The 14,508-nt window shown below is 39.6% G+C and carries 19 protein-coding genes; 14 read left to right on the top strand and 5 right to left on the bottom strand.

Features of this window, described 5'->3' with window-relative positions:
- Positions 1–72 precede the first annotated feature (72 nt).
- Positions 73–1,026, top strand: coding sequence for a hypothetical protein (locus tag METLIM_RS10525; protein WP_048145891.1), 954 nt, complete (start codon positions 73–75; stop codon positions 1,024–1,026).
- Between the two features lie 141 nt (positions 1,027–1,167).
- Here METLIM_RS10525 and METLIM_RS10520 read toward each other — a convergent pair whose 3' ends face one another.
- On the bottom strand, positions 1,168–1,710 hold the full coding sequence (locus METLIM_RS10520; protein ID WP_157202289.1) for a hypothetical protein: 543 nt from the start codon (positions 1,708–1,710) through the stop codon (positions 1,168–1,170).
- Positions 1,711–1,992: 282 nt separating this feature from the next.
- Here METLIM_RS10520 and METLIM_RS10515 point away from each other — a divergent pair, with 282 nt between their 5' ends.
- The 8 genes from METLIM_RS10515 (at position 1,993) to METLIM_RS16180 (ending at position 8,826) form a co-directional block, all read left to right on the top strand.
- Entirely contained in the window at positions 1,993–4,314 is a 2,322-nt protein-coding gene (locus tag METLIM_RS10515; protein ID WP_004078435.1) for a HEAT repeat domain-containing protein, read from the top strand.
- Between the two features lie 6 nt (positions 4,315–4,320).
- Positions 4,321–4,677 (top strand): hypothetical protein, encoded by a 357-nt coding sequence (locus METLIM_RS10510; RefSeq protein ID WP_004078434.1) that lies wholly within the window; start codon positions 4,321–4,323, stop codon positions 4,675–4,677.
- 288 nt (positions 4,678–4,965) lie between these two features.
- Entirely contained in the window at positions 4,966–6,186 is a 1,221-nt protein-coding gene (locus METLIM_RS10505; protein WP_004078433.1) for an HNH endonuclease domain-containing protein, read from the top strand.
- A 157-nt stretch (positions 6,187–6,343) separates the two neighbouring features.
- Complete coding sequence (locus METLIM_RS10500; protein ID WP_004078432.1) at positions 6,344–6,604, top strand: hypothetical protein; 261 nt, start codon at positions 6,344–6,346, stop codon at positions 6,602–6,604.
- Complete coding sequence (locus METLIM_RS10495; protein WP_004078431.1) at positions 6,601–7,251, top strand: AAA family ATPase; 651 nt, start codon at positions 6,601–6,603, stop codon at positions 7,249–7,251. Before METLIM_RS10500 ends, METLIM_RS10495 begins: the two co-directional genes overlap by 4 nt.
- A gap of 430 nt (positions 7,252–7,681) precedes the next feature.
- The gene (locus METLIM_RS10490; RefSeq protein WP_048145888.1) at positions 7,682–7,897 is read left to right on the top strand and encodes an HNH endonuclease domain-containing protein; all 216 of its coding nucleotides are present in this window, start codon (positions 7,682–7,684) and stop codon (positions 7,895–7,897) included.
- 297 nt (positions 7,898–8,194) lie between these two features.
- Positions 8,195–8,530 carry a nucleoside triphosphate pyrophosphohydrolase gene (locus METLIM_RS10485; RefSeq protein ID WP_004078430.1) on the top strand — a complete coding sequence of 112 codons (336 nt, stop codon included), beginning with the start codon at positions 8,195–8,197 and terminating at the stop codon, positions 8,528–8,530.
- A gap of 83 nt (positions 8,531–8,613) precedes the next feature.
- Entirely contained in the window at positions 8,614–8,826 is a 213-nt protein-coding gene (locus METLIM_RS16180) for an acylphosphatase (RefSeq protein WP_004078429.1), read from the top strand.
- A gap of 560 nt (positions 8,827–9,386) precedes the next feature.
- Here the strand turns inward: METLIM_RS16180 and METLIM_RS10480 are convergent.
- The 4 genes from METLIM_RS10480 to METLIM_RS10465 form a co-directional block, all read right to left on the bottom strand.
- A complete protein-coding gene (locus tag METLIM_RS10480; RefSeq protein WP_004078428.1) occupies positions 9,387–9,629 on the bottom strand; it encodes a type II toxin-antitoxin system HicA family toxin in 243 nt (80 codons plus the stop codon).
- Complete coding sequence (locus METLIM_RS10475; RefSeq protein WP_004078427.1) at positions 9,629–9,856, bottom strand: type II toxin-antitoxin system HicB family antitoxin; 228 nt, start codon at positions 9,854–9,856, stop codon at positions 9,629–9,631. Before METLIM_RS10475 ends, METLIM_RS10480 begins: the two co-directional genes overlap by 1 nt.
- A 331-nt stretch (positions 9,857–10,187) precedes the next feature.
- On the bottom strand, positions 10,188–11,219 hold the full coding sequence (locus METLIM_RS10470; protein ID WP_004078426.1) for a PDDEXK nuclease domain-containing protein: 1,032 nt from the start codon (positions 11,217–11,219) through the stop codon (positions 10,188–10,190).
- 137 nt (positions 11,220–11,356) lie between these two features.
- Positions 11,357–11,539 carry an antitoxin VapB family protein gene (locus tag METLIM_RS10465; RefSeq protein ID WP_004078425.1) on the bottom strand — a complete coding sequence of 61 codons (183 nt, stop codon included), beginning with the start codon at positions 11,537–11,539 and terminating at the stop codon, positions 11,357–11,359.
- 386 nt (positions 11,540–11,925) lie between these two features.
- Between METLIM_RS10465 and METLIM_RS10460 the strand changes: the two genes are divergently transcribed.
- From METLIM_RS10460 to METLIM_RS10445, 5 genes are all read left to right on the top strand, one after another.
- On the top strand, positions 11,926–12,744 hold the full coding sequence (locus tag METLIM_RS10460) for a DUF488 domain-containing protein (protein ID WP_048146341.1): 819 nt from the start codon (positions 11,926–11,928) through the stop codon (positions 12,742–12,744).
- Complete coding sequence (locus METLIM_RS16655; RefSeq protein WP_157202288.1) at positions 12,744–12,893, top strand: hypothetical protein; 150 nt, start codon at positions 12,744–12,746, stop codon at positions 12,891–12,893. The genes METLIM_RS10460 and METLIM_RS16655 overlap by 1 nt, the downstream gene beginning before the upstream one ends.
- A gap of 288 nt (positions 12,894–13,181) precedes the next feature.
- Positions 13,182–13,589 carry a hypothetical protein gene (locus tag METLIM_RS10455; RefSeq protein WP_048145886.1) on the top strand — a complete coding sequence of 136 codons (408 nt, stop codon included), beginning with the start codon at positions 13,182–13,184 and terminating at the stop codon, positions 13,587–13,589.
- Between the two features lie 79 nt (positions 13,590–13,668).
- On the top strand, positions 13,669–13,998 hold the full coding sequence (locus METLIM_RS10450; protein ID WP_004078423.1) for a nucleoside triphosphate pyrophosphohydrolase: 330 nt from the start codon (positions 13,669–13,671) through the stop codon (positions 13,996–13,998).
- Between the two features lie 43 nt (positions 13,999–14,041).
- Positions 14,042–14,239, top strand: a complete 198-nt coding sequence (locus METLIM_RS10445; RefSeq protein ID WP_004078422.1) for a DUF7557 family protein — start codon at positions 14,042–14,044, stop codon at positions 14,237–14,239.
- Positions 14,240–14,508 lie beyond the last annotated feature (269 nt).

Genomic DNA, 14,508 nt, shown 5'->3' with positions numbered 1-14,508 from the left:
TTTTTTAGCAGATATATCATAATTTAACCTGGACCAAAGGGACTTTATAAAAAACAGTAAGGGAGAGAAAATATGGCAAAAAAAGAAAATGATGAAATAAAAATTATCGAAAACCCGGAACCGGAGAGAAAAACAAGAGGTGAAGCCGGGAGTAAAACCAAGCGTGATATCTTAAGTGAAGAAAGAAGTGAAACCAGAGATGAAACCTCAAGTGAAACCAGAGATGAAACCTCAAGTGAAACCAGAGATGAAACCAGAAGCGAAAACAGAAGTAAAACCCGGATTGGGATGAACAGGTCGGGATTAAACAGGGAAGAATTAAGAGAGCAGGATAACGAAAACAGGAGAAGGATGTCCAGAGGACCTGGCGGACTCAGCACAGGCAGAAGACCCAATTACTCAATGGTGAGGCTCAGGCAGACGGCAATAAACCGGCTAAAAACATTCAAATCCGGAAGCGACTCCATCAATGACACTATCGAGGAACTGCTCAACTACTACGAAGCAAACAACCAGTTCCTGCATACAAAACTGGAAAGGTTTGAGGAGGATCTCATCGAAGGCGGCAGGGTGAGGTACTTCTTCCCGACTGGTGACAGTGTGGAAGAATCAGAACTCACCATCACAAAACTCATCAGGTTCTTGCGTGAATCCTTTGAAAATGTAACATTTGTAAAATATGAATATACAACCGGCGAAGGCATTATAGGTGCCCCGACCTACGTCATAACCTTCTACACCGAAAAAAGAGGCATCAGGCGTCCCTTCTTCATGATGATGGCATCGGTAGATAATATATACGGTCTGGTACCTCACGATCCGGAAGAGAAAAATATGGCAAAAGGTGAGGCATTCTTCGGGTGGAAACCGCTCTTCATAGCCTCTGAGTCGGAATTCCGGCCGGAGCGATACGTTGTAAATAATTACCGGAAAAACTTTGACCAATATCCTCCATCTGATATGGAAGAATTCATAAAAGACGAGATAAAACTCTCATACGACCTCTCAAGAGGACAGGTGTTTTAGTCCCGGAAGAATACTCCTATGAAACAGTGCACAGTTTCATTCATCATCTGTGAACCGGCTGGTTCATGAGTGACTTTTTTTTAAATTCCGATTCCCAAATATTCTTCCAGACAACTCCAACGGTCACTCTCCCTTTAGCATCTATGGTTCATAATACTGAAATGCACCCTTTACAAGGGCGTTAAACTTCTCGTTCGTCTCATTGTAGGCAGTCCAGATCTGTTTGTTGCACCCGACATAAAGGTAATACAGGGTCAGGAACCAGATGGCGGCATCCATAAATTTTACCCCCCTTTGCGGAGCAATGAAGCACTTAAAACCGGTATTTCCCAGTAAATTCCGGCAAAAATCAATTTTTCCAAGATCACAGGCCGAAAAACCGACAATCTTATCATTGAAGCACCCCCTGGGGAATTCATCCGGATGGAGGACTCCATGGGGCAGCTTAAACCCAAGTCTTCCCCCTTCATTAGTTCCGTGTCCGCTCAGATGAATTCCCTTAAAACTCTTCAGATATTCCTTATCTTCCAGCAATGAGATCAGCTTATTTTTACTGCTAATCTCATGCAGTTCAAAACGGCCCCTGTAGCCTGTATCTGTCATGTTTAAAAATTCATGCAGAACAATACCTTCCCGTATATCATCTTTTTTCGGAGTGCATTCGATAAAAAGTAGATCTCGCATATTTTCCGTTATATTTTTAAAAGCTATAAATATTCCTCTTTTCCCGACCTCAAAAGTCCGGTAATTCAATACCTCCATAACTTTATCATCTCCAAAGACCTAATTCTCCGGCAGTGGAATCTGTCTATTTGAAAACTTCATTTATGGCCCGCAACCTCTTTTATCAGAAAATTCAGAGATCCAAACAATTATATCTTTGTTTGTCATATGTATTTTTGTAAATTTGTGTTTTAAACATTGTTGTATGCAATTGTTACAATTTTACAAAATGGAGATGATCATGTGATACAGCATACATACCCAAAGACCTGGACAATAGCTGAAATCAACGTTGGGGAATTTGCAGAACTTTTAATCAACAACAAAAACGGGAATTCCATCTGCTTCATGGAATGCAGACGGTCAGATCTCCCGGAAAAAAAAGGCACTGAGATGAGGACATTCACACCAGACCTCATATCAGACGACATATCAGATCCTGATACCCTCCTCATCTGGGTGCCGGATGAAAGCCTCACAGGTAGTTACATCTCAGCACCGCTAAAAGGGCTTTTAACACCATCACTTCACGGAAACTTCCTTGAGACAGAGAGAATACAGCTCAGAAACCTCCTCATTAAAACAGAAAAGACCGGAAAAATTGTAATAAAAGGCACAGACAGCCCAGAAAACAACCTCATTATATCTTACGAAAAAGACGGAACCACAGTTTCCGCCAGAAAAATAATCTGCAGGGGGTGGACCACCCTCCCCTACCTTTGCCCTCCCTCCCTCTGCCGTACAGAAGAGGCAGAGAAAAAAGTGACCGGATTTCCGGGCAGAAGGGACAAACTTCAGGTAATCCAAAACCCGAAGAGCACAGAACAGCTCTTATTTCTCCTGAATGAAGAGGACAGCTTAATACGCCTTCTTGCGGCTGAGAAGATCTCAGTGTGCCGGTCATTCTTCTCCCAAAGAGATGAAATAAGGGCCATTCTCAGGCACAGAAAAGACCCTGAACCTGGGGTGGTCAGGTACCTTGACCAAAAGCTTAGCAGCTTAATTGATGTCCTCGGAATTTCAAAAGACATTGAAACCCTTGCAATGATTGCAGAATCCGGCAGTGGAGAAATATCGCATAAAGCAGCAGTGCGTATCCTGGGAATGCCCTGTAATTCAGCGGACATGAAAGTCCTCTCAGATCTGACAGAGCATAAAGATGAGGGGATATCCTGCCTTGCTGCACAGAAACTGATACAGGAAAAAAGTCTGTCCGAACTGCTGGTCCTGTTCTCTGACCCGGACAGGTACAGCCGTCAGAACTGGTCAATTCTGATCAGGGAAGTTAAGAGGCACTGCCCAAAGGAGGTAACATATCTGCTTGGCGATGTCCTGCTTGACGGTCAGTACAATATGAAAAACGGAGAGGAAATTTCGCTGAAATATATCAGGTTCATAGGTGAGATCGGCCATCCTGACGGGTACAAATACATTGAGGGATATTTAATGGAAGTAGATTCCGGAAAGGAAGATTTTGGAGTGATATTCCAGGCTATGGTCAGGACGGGACCTGGGAATTGTGAGCATTTACACGATTACATCTTCCCTGTGCTTGAGTCAAAAAGAGAATCCGAAGAAGTAAAGCGGGAAATCCTCCTTTCACTTGCAGAATTAAATGAAATTTTTGAGATAGACAGGCTTCACCCGTTCCTCGAATCAAAGGACCCGGATACCTTAAAAGCGGTACTGAAAGTCATAGCCAGCTGCGGTTCATCACCGGATGTCGAAAAAACTGCACCTCTGATAGGGCATAAATCTCCTGAAATCCGCTTTGCTGCACTGAGTGCCCTAAAGGAGCTTTACAACCGGGGTCTTGAGAGAATAAGCGTTAGTCCTGTAGATGCAGAGGAGAACCTGAATTATATGGAAGAAGTATTCAGGGATAACTCTGCTGAGATCTGCAAAAATGCCTTTGCCCTTGCTTACACTGAATGCCGGTTTGTAAGGGAGAGGGTGATTGAGATTCTAAGAGATTTTCAGGCGCAGTTTTTAATCGACCACTGCATGGAGGTTCTTAAATCCGCAGACCCCGACAGTTCATGGCTGCCTGTAAGAATTCTGTCAGGGATGTCATATTCATCCACCAGTGACCGGGCAGGTTATTTTGGAAACAGGGACATTTGCGAACATATGGAGAAATATCCAATTTACAGCGATATTATCGGGATCAACAGGAAATATCTTTGGGAGAGGATACAGGCCGTTTTTTCGGACAAAAATCCGGATATGAAAATGGACATGGTCAAAGTTATAAATGGCAGTGATGATCCCGATAAAGAGACGACTTTAAAGCAGCTTCTTAAAGGAGAGAAGGATAAGAGAGTGCAGGCATCTCTCCGCCGAACACTGAAGGCTATGGAAGATGACCGGATTTCATGGAATCACTACCCTAAAGGAACTTACAGATGTGATGACTGGCAAAGCATCCCGCGGTTTAATCATGCCACAGATACAAAGCCTTCGGAAGATGATGGCGGCTGTGAGATTCTTCCGTCCGGAAAAACTGTCAGGGTGCAGAACAGATCCCGCCGTCTAAGGAGATTTTCGTCAGGGAATATCAGGTGATGAGATATGCCTGAAAAAAAATCAGAAAACGGACATTTGGTTTTTTCTGTGGCAGATGTTGATAGGTTGCCTGAGATTTATCTCTGTCATTCGTGCAACTGTCTGGCATGTACTGTTATGGAAAGGGTACTTGAGGATTATATCGCTTCCGGGAAAGTAAAACTGCTTGATGTCTATTCTGATGAGGATGAAAAACTGCTTGAAGGAAGCAGGATTAGTGTTGTACCGTCATTTCTTGTCGGTGGAATATTATGCAGCTATGCCATTGAGAGAAATTCGGACAGTGGTGATGGTTACCGGATCAGGCTTTATGGGGAGAGCAAAAAGGGGAGTGTTGATCTTCTGCTTGAGATAACTGAATAATATCTCTTTTTTTTAGGTATTTTGGTATTCTCTTAAAGTGGCATTCCGACATGTATGTCAGATTTGGTGTATTATTAAATGTGGTGTCATTGAGTTCTGCTATTCATAATCTGCCTGTCATGTAATTTTGGAGTAAATATAATTATATTAACCTGAACAATCCTCCTATGACACATTACACTGTTTAATTTATCATCTGTGAACAGGCTGGTTCATGAGTGAGTATTTTGGAATCTGATAAACCCACAAAAATATTATACACTCTCTAAAACAAATTACTCTTTATCAATGGCAATGGAAATAGACATCTCCGAACTTGCTAAGATTAACTCAATAATCGAGCATGACAGGACAGATGCAACATACAAATATGCACTTCTCCGGGCTGTGGTCGATACCTGCCAGAAGAACAGGAATCTTGTTATAACAAATGCAACTGGTGATTATCCGGAAAACTCCTTTGCAGAAATCAACTGTGAGGGGGGGAAATGTGAGGAGATCGACTGCGGTGGGGTAACTATTCCAATCGGAATTCTGATAGAGAAATGGATTCTTTACTATTATCCATTAATTGAAAATGAGGTATTCATCCCGCAGAAGAGAGGAGAACCGGATGGCAAACATGCCCTTCTCTTCAGGCCGCAGTTTGAAAAACTTACAGAATATTACCAAAGTAAAGGAGGCCTGTCAGCTTTTTACAGAGATTACAGTGCCGGCACAATTCCGGATGAGATATTTCCGGTATTCTTAAGCCTGGTAAAGGACATCAGAAAAACAATCGCAGATCAGCCTATGAAATACCTTGGCAGATCATACAGCAGTGAATATTACTCGGTATTCACACCTTTAAGGCCCCTTCCGGCAATAAAAAAAGAGCATGCAATGGACAGGAGCCGTCTTGTAAGATCAGGGGGGTATTTCACAATGTCAGCCGGACTTGCAGCCGTTTTTGAGTATTTCGGGGCATTCATCTCCGGAGAAGAAGGCCTTTTAAAAAAATGGGCTGAGTTCTCTTCCGGACAGGACAAAAGCGGGATTGTAAATAAAGCAATGGTCCTTGAAGTGCTGACAGTATCTCCTGAAACTGAAAGGGCAGTAAATGAAGCCAAAAATACATACAATTCACTTTTTGAAAACGGATTAAAACCGGAATGTGTGTGGTCCGGAAAAGTGATCCCCGATAATGAATCAATGGCAGTGGATCATATGATCCCGTTCTCTGTCTGGAAAAACAACGACCTCTGGAATCTCCTTCCGGCTTTAAACTCTGTAAACTCCAAAAAAAGTGACAAGATCCCGTCTCCGGCACTCATTGATAAGAGGGCAGATGCAATAACCGGCTACTGGGATATTCTCCATGAGAAATACCCGGTCAGATTTGAAAAGGAAATCTCAGTAGCCCTGATGAAAAATTCCGGACCTGACTGGGTGGACGATGGTGTAACTGCCCTTGCTGATACCTGTGAGTATCTTACTGAAATAAGAGGGTTTGAAGTTATTGAAGGATAATTAGGGGATCTCCGGACATACGTCAAAATAGCAGTGAACCCGGAGAACCGGATGAAAATTAACTGTTACCGAGGTGAGTAAACATTTAATTCCTGTAAAGAGGGTAAAACCTATATTATTTCAGATCATATTTATCTAAAAACGAGTAGCCGGTATTATGGATTCAACAAAATCAATTTCAAAAAAATCTCCGGTCAATCCTCTGAAAGAGGATAATAAAGGAAAATATGTCTGCACTCCTATTGATGAGTCAGAAAAGAAAAGGCTGATAGCCAAAATGTCATCTGCAAGTTTTCAGATATTTAACACAACGAAATGGAGTGAGAATGGTTTTGTTCCCTCTTTTAAGATTACTGACGAAATTCTGATGAGGGCTGCCAAAAAGACCTATAAAAAATCAGAATTTAGCGATCGATGAAAGAATTCTTTCTTTTCGCGGGGCCGAATGGCTCAGGGAAATCTACATTAATGGGTCCACTTCTTCAGCAGAATGATTTAACCTTTTTAAACGCAGATTACTGTGCAAGAACAGATCCGGAAATTTCAAAGATGCCCGAAGGTCTGGATAAATCATTAAGGGCACAAAAGGAAACAGAGAGAAAATTAATGGAGATGATTTTGTCAGGTTCTTCCTTTGCCTGGGAAACAGTTTTTTCTCATGAAAGCCGCCTGGAAATAATGGCTCATGCAAAACGAGCAGGATATATTATCCATCTTATTTATGTTGCAACTAAAAATCCGGATATTAACGTTGCCAGAGTTCATTCACGTTTTTTACAGGGTGGTCATGATGTTCCCGAAGAGAAAATAAGAGGACGCTATGAACGTTCTGTTTATTTTTTGCCTGAAATGATTCTTATTGCAGATGAAGTGTCAGTTTATGATAATTCTTACGACAATAGAGGTCCGGAACTTGTTTTCCAGAAATCCATGTCCAATAATTCATCAGATGAGTCCGGGATGATAATCTGGCAATCTGATGATGATGAACAGTTTGAATGGGTAATGAAACATATCACTATACCGCTCAAAAAAATGGGTTATACACTCCAATGCTATAAATGAAATTGCATATTACATCAGAAAATACCTAAGATATGACTGAAGAATCATCAGCCGGAAAATGTGGCCGAAAGACCGGCAGTATATGGTGCAGGCTGGATATGCGGAATCCCGACAGATTGTGACCGTGAATAATGTGTTGATCTCGTTCAGCACCGGGATTTCCTGGACAGGACACAGCCTGACATTGTCGGGTCACTTGGCCTTGATGAAGATGGTCCGGTCAGGAAGGTCTGTTAAAAAAATGGGCTGAATTCTCTTCCGGACAGGATAAAAGCGGACTTGTCAATGAAGCGGTGGTCCTTGAAGTGCTGACAGTATCACCTGAAACTGAAAGGGCAGTAAATGAAGCCAAAAATACATATAATTCTCTCTTTGAAAACGGATATAAGCCTGAATGTGTGTGGTCCGAAGAATTCCTGACATAGAATCAATGTCAGTGGATCATATGATCCCGTTCTCTGTCTGGAAGAATAATGACCTCTGGAATCTCCTTCCGGCTTTAAACTCTGTAAACTCCAAAAAAAGTGACAAGATCCCGTCTCCGGCCCTCATTGAGAAGAGATCAGATGCAATAACCGGCTACTGGGATATTCTCCATGAGAAATACCGGTCAGGTTTGAAAAGGAAATCTCAGTATCTCTTATGAAAAATTCCGGTCCGGAATGGAGAGAAGATGCAGTAATCTTCCTTGCTGAGACCTGCGGGTACCTTACTGAAATAAGAGGGTTTGAGTTTTTTGAAGGATAATCCGGTGATTTCCGGATATATGCCAAAATAGCAGTGAATCCGGGGAAACCGGTAAAATTAACCGGCATTGAGAGGTCTGAAAAAGTTATTTTAACTTTTGTGAGTATGTTATATATATGTCAGTAAAAAATCACTCATGAGCAATGGCTCACAGATGATCGGATGAAAAAATGGTAATTATATATATGTGGCTAATATGAATCCGAATGGTCCGGATTTACCGCCCAGAAAAGCAGTCCGGGATAAAATACCGGAAATTATCCGGAATTCCGGTGAGGAATGCCAAACTAAAGTCCTGAGCGATGAAGACTTTTATGAGGTCATGAAGGAGAAACTCACTGAAGAAGTTGAGGAGTACCTGGCAGATCCATGTCCTGAAGAGCTTGCAGATATAATTGAAGTAATCTACCGCTTAGCAGCACATGAGGGAATTTCCGTAGAAGAACTTGAAGAGGTCCGGCTCAGGAAGAGAAAGGAACGTGGTGGTTTTGAGGGGAATGTCTTTTTGTGCTCTCCGGGAGAATCAGAGTAAAATAAAGTTGTTCGGTCCGTAAATACTCATTAAAAAGCCTGCATAATAAGTTATTTAAGGTTTCAGTCCATAATGAGAGTTGAATTAAAAGGATTCATGTTATAGTTGGCGGCAAAGTTCAGAAAGTGGGCTATAGGGATCTGGTTGAAAGGGAAACCTTTGGCATTGATATTAAGGGCTATGTCGAAAATATTGCTGATGACAAAGTCAGAATTGTTGCAGAAGATCCTGAAGAATTCAGAGAGATCAGAGAGGAATTAGTTTCCATAAAAGATGCTCCTGTAAAGCCGGCATAAAAGTATAAATCCCTGTGTAAATTTCATTTAAAAGTTAAATAATTTACATGAACTACTCTTCAGGTATAACATTATAAATCCAAAAATTAATCGGAATTTCAAAAAAAATATATATATTCACAAATATTTTTTTCATTTATCTCAATACATATTTTCAGCGATTCTGTACTTTTGAAACCTCTCCATGAAAATTCACATCCCGGCGCACCTGAATATTTTCTCTATTATCCGTGTGCATGCAGACTGCCGGCACATGAGTGACTTTTTGGTTTGTCAGCTAATGTGCAGGATATCTTTTTTTCTGATTCACATATTCCTGTTTCAGGCATATATATCTCAGACATCCAAACGTAAGAATCAGTTCTCCTATACACTCATCAGTTAAAAGAGCTTGAAAACGACCTTATTGGTGCATATTATGGTCATTTCCGGAGAGTTCCAAAGTTTCAGATTAGGAAATGAAAGACATATTTATGAATGGTCATCTGAAACAGTCACCAAAGACGAAATGACGATAACCCCGATAACAAAAATTCCTGTTAAATAATCAATAAAAGTAGTCACTTTATTTTACTAAAGCGGGCAAAGTGCTCATTAAATTCTTCGTATGTCATTTCAAGGTCTTCACGAATTATTTTTCTGATAAGTCCTTTTGGAATATCCTGATTGCTATGGAAGGGAACTGTTGTAAATCTGCCATCATCTGACTTAAGTCTGATATGGGAACCTTTCTGCCTGATTATGTTAAAACCCAGATATTCAAGGAATTTAATTAACTCCCTGGATTTCAATGTCGGAAGCATCAGGCATCAATCTGAACTACTACTTCACGAAAACCAACAAATTTATTAATGTATTCTGAATCAGCGCAGGAATCTTCAAGGCAGAGTTCTATTACTTCTTTAATCCTTTCTATTGCCTCATCAACTGTACTTCCGTAGGTATGGCACCCTTTAAACTGAGGACAGCTCGCAATGAATACCCCATCCTCATCAGTTTCAATTATAATTGGAAAGTGTATATTCTTCATAATTTCTCATCTCCTTCTTTTCCTTTAAATCAGACTATAATATTGGAATTTACTTTGAATATATCTCTTTTTAGTCCTGATAATAAATAACCCTTCTGCTGATCTGTCATATAAACTGATGATACTGAGGAATATTAAACTGGCATTGATAATAATAGATATAACCCGGGTGCGAAAAAAAACGGAGCAACAAAAACCAAAGGGTAAGTTATCATCCAGAATCTCTTTGGATTTTCCGCCTCTGTTTCGTCAATATACTCCAATACCCTAAGTCCGGACATAATATTCCCCGAAATCCCCACTCATAAAACTAAAAACCTAAAAGATACAATCATTCATCATCTTCAATTATACCCTGCAGCTCTTTAACAGTAGGAAGTAATTTTTCCATCTCTTCCGGAGGTGTCTTCAGGTAATATGTTGAAATTCCCATAGGTTTTGATAAATCCCGGAGTGCATACTCAGCAACAATATCATTTCTCTCCTTGCAGAGTAGCAGCCCGATTGTCGGATTGTCAGCCGGAATATCTCTTAACAGGTCATCAACGGCAGAGAGATAGAAATTTAATTTTCCGGCATATTCCGGTTTAAAACTATCAATCTTCAGTTCTATTACCACATAGCAGTGAAGTTTCGTATGGTAAAACAGAAGGTCAATAAAAAAATCCTCGCCACCAACTGACAACCTGTATTCACTGCCGACAAATGCAAAGCCTTTTCCAAGTTCGATGAGGAAATCCTTCAGTCTAAAGATTAATGATCTCTGAAGTTCTCTCTCCTTTACATCTTCAGAGACTCCGAGGAATTCAAGGCAGAGAGGGTCTTTCATAATCGAGACTGCAAGTTCAGACTGTTTTTCCGGCAGTGTACTCCTGATATTATTCACACTCTTTTTCTGGGCATTGAGCGTTCTTGAGTATAAATCACTCTCAATCTGATGGATAAGGACATTTCTTGACCAGCCGTTCTCAATCGTCTTTATTATGTAGAATTCCCGTTCGTCTGTGGATTTAATTTTCTCAATTATCACCATGTTGTGGCCCCAGGGAATTTCTGCCACAGGCTGTGGCAGATCAGTAAACTTTATATGCACTCGTGCAAACTGCCTCATTCTCCATAGATTTCTTGCAGAAAATCCTTTCATTTCCGGAAATTCTCTCAGCAGATCTGATGAAATACAGTCAACAACCGATTTTCCCCAGCCTTCTTTCTCCTGTTTTAAGAGTATGTTCTTTCCAATCCAGAAGTACATATTGATTAACCCACGGTTAACAGAAGCTACTGCCTGTGTCCTTGATGTCCGGACAATGGACTTTATTTCATAAATAAGCTCATTGTACTCTTTTGTATCTACGATTTCCATCTCACTCTGCCTCTTTCCCTGCCTTCCTCTTCTCCTCAAGCTTAAAGTGCAGATCGTTATGCCGTTCTACCGTTCCGGAACAGTTAGGTACTGCATCCTTACCCCCACTTAATCGCAGTAATTTTTGACCTAAAAACTTAAGCTTCTTCTTCCGTCAGGCCCTCATGCTTACTATGAAATTCTTCATAGGCTTCTCTGACTGTCCGGTGTTTTGGAAGGATTCTTAGTATTAAACTTGAAAAACTTTCTTCATCATTATTTTTCCATGTTTTAAGGCGTTCATATGCTTCTTCTGAGAGGTTTACAGTTTTAGTTGGCATATTTGCCTCTATATGTGTAATGTGAAATAAATGTTATGTTAATCATTACGTGAGTCGATACCAGAGAAAATTCCGGCAATAAAAAAAGAGCATGCAAAAGACAGAAGCAAACTTGTCCGTTCTGGCGGCTGTTTCACGATGTCAGCCGGACTTGCAGCAGTCTTTGAATACTTCGGGGCATTCATCTCCGGAGAAGAGGGCCTTTTGAAGAAATGGGCTGAATTTTCTTCCGGACAGGATAATTTATAGGATGAATCGTTACGAAATCTTAAAAAAAAGTCCGAAGTATTTAGTTCTCCCGATACATAGAGAGTTGTGCAATGATAAAAACTATCATATTTTATAGATAAATATTATACTGGCAATCGGTGAATTCTTAGATGGTTATGATTAGAAAAAATGAAAGGGCATTACTGTACTTAATCAGATATTTTAAAAAGATAAATAAGATTGAGCTTGTTAAACGCACCTTTTTAATTTCGCAGGCGAGCAGAATATATGATTATATACCTTATAAATCCAGTCCTTTCTCATTTCAGTTGTATCATGATCTGAACCATCTTGAAAAAAATGGATTTATAGAGACAGATGACGATTATGTAAAGCTAATATCTGATAAATTTCCGGAACCTGAAGTAGGCCCCCGGAGGGCAATAAATTATCACATATCTGTTTTTGGAGAAGAGGATGGAGAAACTATCAGAAGATATGTCTATGACAATTATCCGTTTTACACAATTTTCAGTAAGACTGAAAAGAAAGAATCCTATGTCAGGGATGAAAATGGCATTCTCACAATAGGATATGAAGGCAGAAGTGTCGATGATTTTATTTTGAACCTCATTAAAAACAAGGTTAGTATTCTGGTTGATGTACGAAAAAACCCTTTCAGCATGAAATACGGTTTTTCAAAGAAACAGATCTCAGGTTATTCTGAGGAGATAGGTATTGAATATATACACATTCCCGGTTTGGGCATAGAGAGTTCAAAGAGGAAAAATCTAAAGCCGGAAGATTATGCTGCTCTTTTTTCAGAATATGAATCTGATCTGATTAACAGAGAAAACGAACTTGGAATTCTTCGCAAACTTGGAAAGGATAAAAAAATTGCCCTGATGTGTTTTGAAAAGGATTCAAATTTCTGCCACCGTGGAGTTATTGGGAAAAAACTTCATAGTGATGGTTTTTGTGTGGAGAATGTATAATGTGGGAGAATAAGAGGGTTTTAATCACAGTCAAGGCATATCCGGAGCATAGCAGAAGGCATGGGGATGTTGTCTGTACAGCCGGAATTACTGATGAAGGGGAATTCATAAGGCTTTATCCAATAAATACAAGAATATATTTTGGTTAGGTTAAAATAAAAAAATATGACTGGATTGAGGTAGAATGCAAAAAAGCCACAGATGAAAAGTTAAACCGAAAGGAGAGTTATAGGGTCAGGGAAGAATCAATAAGAATAATTGACCGCTCTTTATCAGTTTATAAAAGAAAAGCTCCGTGGGATGAGAGAAATAAAATTATTCTCGATAAAGTATCACCTTCAATAAGTTATCTTCAAAATGCTTTCAAAGAGGACCGGACTTCTTTAGGACTAATTAAAGCCAAAGAAATTCTTGATTTTTATACCAAAGAAGAATTAATGACCCCTCCTGAAGCAAAATATTACCAGGGAAATCTCTTTGACGACAGTAAAATCCCTGTAATTGATAATATCCCACATATATTTGCGTATAAATTTTTTTGTGAGGGTTGTTTTGGCCTGGAACCCTGCAATAAAAACGGAAAATATCATAATATTATGTGTGAGGACTGGGAAATATTTGAAGCATACAGAAATTTCTGGAAAAGGTGTAGTAATACTGAAGAACTCTGGAGGATGCTTTATGATAAAATGTTCAGTTTCATGAAAGAAAGAGATCTCTACTTCTTTATGGGGATGCATTCTTTACAGCCTACGTGGTTAATAATTGGGCTTTATTATCCGGATATGAATTCAGATATTTTGCCTAAAGATAATTCTTTCAGAACTCTTGATCAATGGATGTGATATTCACTTTGATTGAATACAATTGATGTATATACTTTTGCAGACCTTTTGACTAATTAGATGTCCTGAAAATATTTACATGAAAAACAAAAAACTTCCACCCGGAAAAGCAGTCCGGGATAAAATACCAAAGATCATCAGAAATTCCGGTAAAGAATGCCGGATAGAAACATTAAGCGAACCGCTCTTCTATGAGGCGATGAAGGAGAAGCTGACCGAAGAAGTCGGAGAATATCTGTCAGAACCATGCCCGGAAGAGCTTGCAGACATAATTGAAGTCGTTTATCGTCTTGCAGAGTCTGAAGGCATTACAAAAGAAGAGCTTGAAGAGATCCGGCTTAAAAAAAGAGAGATACGCGGCGGCTTTGAGAAAAATATTTTCCTGCTAAACAATAAACCTGATATTTAGAAGTTGACAAAGTTATATTACTCCATATGAGAATCTTATATACATGTCCAGTAATACCATCAATCTCTCCGATGAAGCATTTGAAAGGTTAAACAAATGGAAAAAAGAAGATGAAAGTTATTCATCTGTAATATTAAGAGTCCTGCCTAAGTTTCGTGATATTTCAAAAATTCTTGAGGGATCTGAATATGATCTTACTGAAGAAGAGGGGGAAAGACTGAAACAGGAAATTAGAGAATGATTATTTTTGATTCAACTTTCTTAATAGATTTAATGCCTGGGAAAAATAATCCTAAACTTAAGATATGCAAATATATTCTCAATGATGTCGTTGAAAGTGAAGAGATATCTGCAACACTTTTCACCTGCTGGTCATAGATGACAGTTCATACTGTCTGCCAGAGAAGGATGAACCGGACATATTTGTGTACTTTAGAGTTTTATACTTTTAAGTATAATCTCAGATTAAATCTTCTCTAATCAACCGTTCAGAAACATAATCTGAGACCA

The organism is Methanoplanus limicola DSM 2279, from assembly GCF_000243255.1.
GTDB lineage: Archaea > Halobacteriota > Methanomicrobia > Methanomicrobiales > Methanomicrobiaceae > Methanoplanus > Methanoplanus limicola.
This window is presented reverse-complemented; position numbering and strand designations above follow the sequence as displayed.

What these genes read in the sequence shown, in the direction of transcription:
- METLIM_RS10525 (WP_048145891.1), top strand. Translation starts at nt 73, where the DNA reads ATGGCAAAAAAAGAAAATGATGAAATAAAAATTATCGAAAACCCGGAA.
- METLIM_RS10520 (WP_157202289.1), bottom strand. Translation starts at nt 1,710, where the DNA reads ATGCGAGATCTACTTTTTATCGAATGCACTCCGAAAAAAGATGATATA.
- METLIM_RS10510 (WP_004078434.1), top strand. Translation starts at nt 4,321, where the DNA reads ATGCCTGAAAAAAAATCAGAAAACGGACATTTGGTTTTTTCTGTGGCA.
- METLIM_RS10505 (WP_004078433.1), top strand. Translation starts at nt 4,966, where the DNA reads ATGGCAATGGAAATAGACATCTCCGAACTTGCTAAGATTAACTCAATA.
- METLIM_RS10500 (WP_004078432.1), top strand. Translation starts at nt 6,344, where the DNA reads ATGGATTCAACAAAATCAATTTCAAAAAAATCTCCGGTCAATCCTCTG.
- METLIM_RS10495 (WP_004078431.1), top strand. Translation starts at nt 6,601, where the DNA reads ATGAAAGAATTCTTTCTTTTCGCGGGGCCGAATGGCTCAGGGAAATCT.
- METLIM_RS10490 (WP_048145888.1), top strand. Translation starts at nt 7,682, where the DNA reads ATGTCAGTGGATCATATGATCCCGTTCTCTGTCTGGAAGAATAATGAC.
- METLIM_RS10485 (WP_004078430.1), top strand. Translation starts at nt 8,195, where the DNA reads ATGAATCCGAATGGTCCGGATTTACCGCCCAGAAAAGCAGTCCGGGAT.
- METLIM_RS10480 (WP_004078428.1), bottom strand. Translation starts at nt 9,629, where the DNA reads ATGCTTCCGACATTGAAATCCAGGGAGTTAATTAAATTCCTTGAATAT.
- METLIM_RS10475 (WP_004078427.1), bottom strand. Translation starts at nt 9,856, where the DNA reads ATGAAGAATATACACTTTCCAATTATAATTGAAACTGATGAGGATGGG.
- METLIM_RS10470 (WP_004078426.1), bottom strand. Translation starts at nt 11,219, where the DNA reads ATGGAAATCGTAGATACAAAAGAGTACAATGAGCTTATTTATGAAATA.
- METLIM_RS10465 (WP_004078425.1), bottom strand. Translation starts at nt 11,539, where the DNA reads ATGCCAACTAAAACTGTAAACCTCTCAGAAGAAGCATATGAACGCCTT.
- METLIM_RS10460 (WP_048146341.1), top strand. Translation starts at nt 11,926, where the DNA reads ATGATTAGAAAAAATGAAAGGGCATTACTGTACTTAATCAGATATTTT.
- METLIM_RS16655 (WP_157202288.1), top strand. Translation starts at nt 12,744, where the DNA reads ATGTGGGAGAATAAGAGGGTTTTAATCACAGTCAAGGCATATCCGGAG.
- METLIM_RS10455 (WP_048145886.1), top strand. Translation starts at nt 13,182, where the DNA reads ATGACCCCTCCTGAAGCAAAATATTACCAGGGAAATCTCTTTGACGAC.
- METLIM_RS10450 (WP_004078423.1), top strand. Translation starts at nt 13,669, where the DNA reads ATGAAAAACAAAAAACTTCCACCCGGAAAAGCAGTCCGGGATAAAATA.
- METLIM_RS10445 (WP_004078422.1), top strand. Translation starts at nt 14,042, where the DNA reads ATGTCCAGTAATACCATCAATCTCTCCGATGAAGCATTTGAAAGGTTA.